Genomic DNA, 944 nt, shown 5'->3' with positions numbered 1-944 from the left:
AACAACAGAAGCGGCAGCAATTACTGGCCCTATTTCAGTAATCTCTCGTGAAGAAGGTTCTGGTACTCGTGATGCCTTCGTAGAGGCTACAGGCGTTATGGCTGATGATGTTGATAATACTACTGCTGCAGCTACAATCATGAATGGTACTGACCAAGTAATGACCACTGTTGCTGATGATCCAAATGCAATCGGATATATTTCTTTAGGTTCATTAAACGATACAGTTACTGCTGTTTCTATTGATGGAGTTGAAGCTACAGAAGAAAACGTTGCATCTGGTGATTACGCCATTTCTCGTCCATTTAACATCATATATCAAGGCGAATTAGAAGGTGTGGTAGCTGACTTCCACGATTTCATTTTCTCTGAAGAAGGGCAAAAAATCGTATTAGATCAAGGTTTTGTACAAGCTAAAGCTGATGCTGAAGCTTATGCAGGTGACGGCTCTCAATCAGGATCTATCACCGTTGTCGGTTCTACTTCAGTTTCTCCAGTAATGGAAAAATTAGCGGAAGCTTATGAAGAATTAAACTCAGGTGTTCAAATTAATATTACATCTAATGGTTCATCTGCAGGTGTTAAGGCTGCTACTGATGGAACTGCGGACTTAGGTATGGCTTCTCGCGCATTAGCGGATGATGAAACTGAGGTAACTGCAGAAGCAATCGCTACTGATGGTGTTGCGGTAATCGTTAACCCTGAGAATGGCGTTTCTGACTTAAGCTTAGCTACAGTCGCAAGTATCTTTACTGGCGAAACTACTAACTGGGAAGATACTGCTCAATAATTCTGACTAGTTAAGTAACAACCAAGGGTTTATCTTATTAGAGTTGCTACTCCTATATAGTAGCAACTCCTTTTATATTTTGAGGGTATTTTGAATTATTCAGAAGTCGAATAACCGATTGTGAATTTATGGGTTTTTAAAACCGGATAGATAA

The 944-nt window shown here is 39.9% G+C and carries 1 protein-coding gene; it reads left to right on the top strand.

What is annotated here, in order from left to right; all coding sequences use genetic code 11:
• The coding region (locus ACRCJ0_RS15750) for a substrate-binding domain-containing protein (RefSeq protein ID WP_431391127.1) at window positions 1-790 on the top strand (790 nt) is incomplete at its 5' end.
• Between the last annotated feature and the right edge of the window lie 154 nt (window positions 791-944).

The sequence above is a fragment of the Aerococcus sp. L_32 genome, from assembly GCF_050689315.1.
The sequence above is the reverse complement of the archived record's forward strand: the minus strand, read 5'-3'. Positions and strand labels throughout refer to the sequence as shown.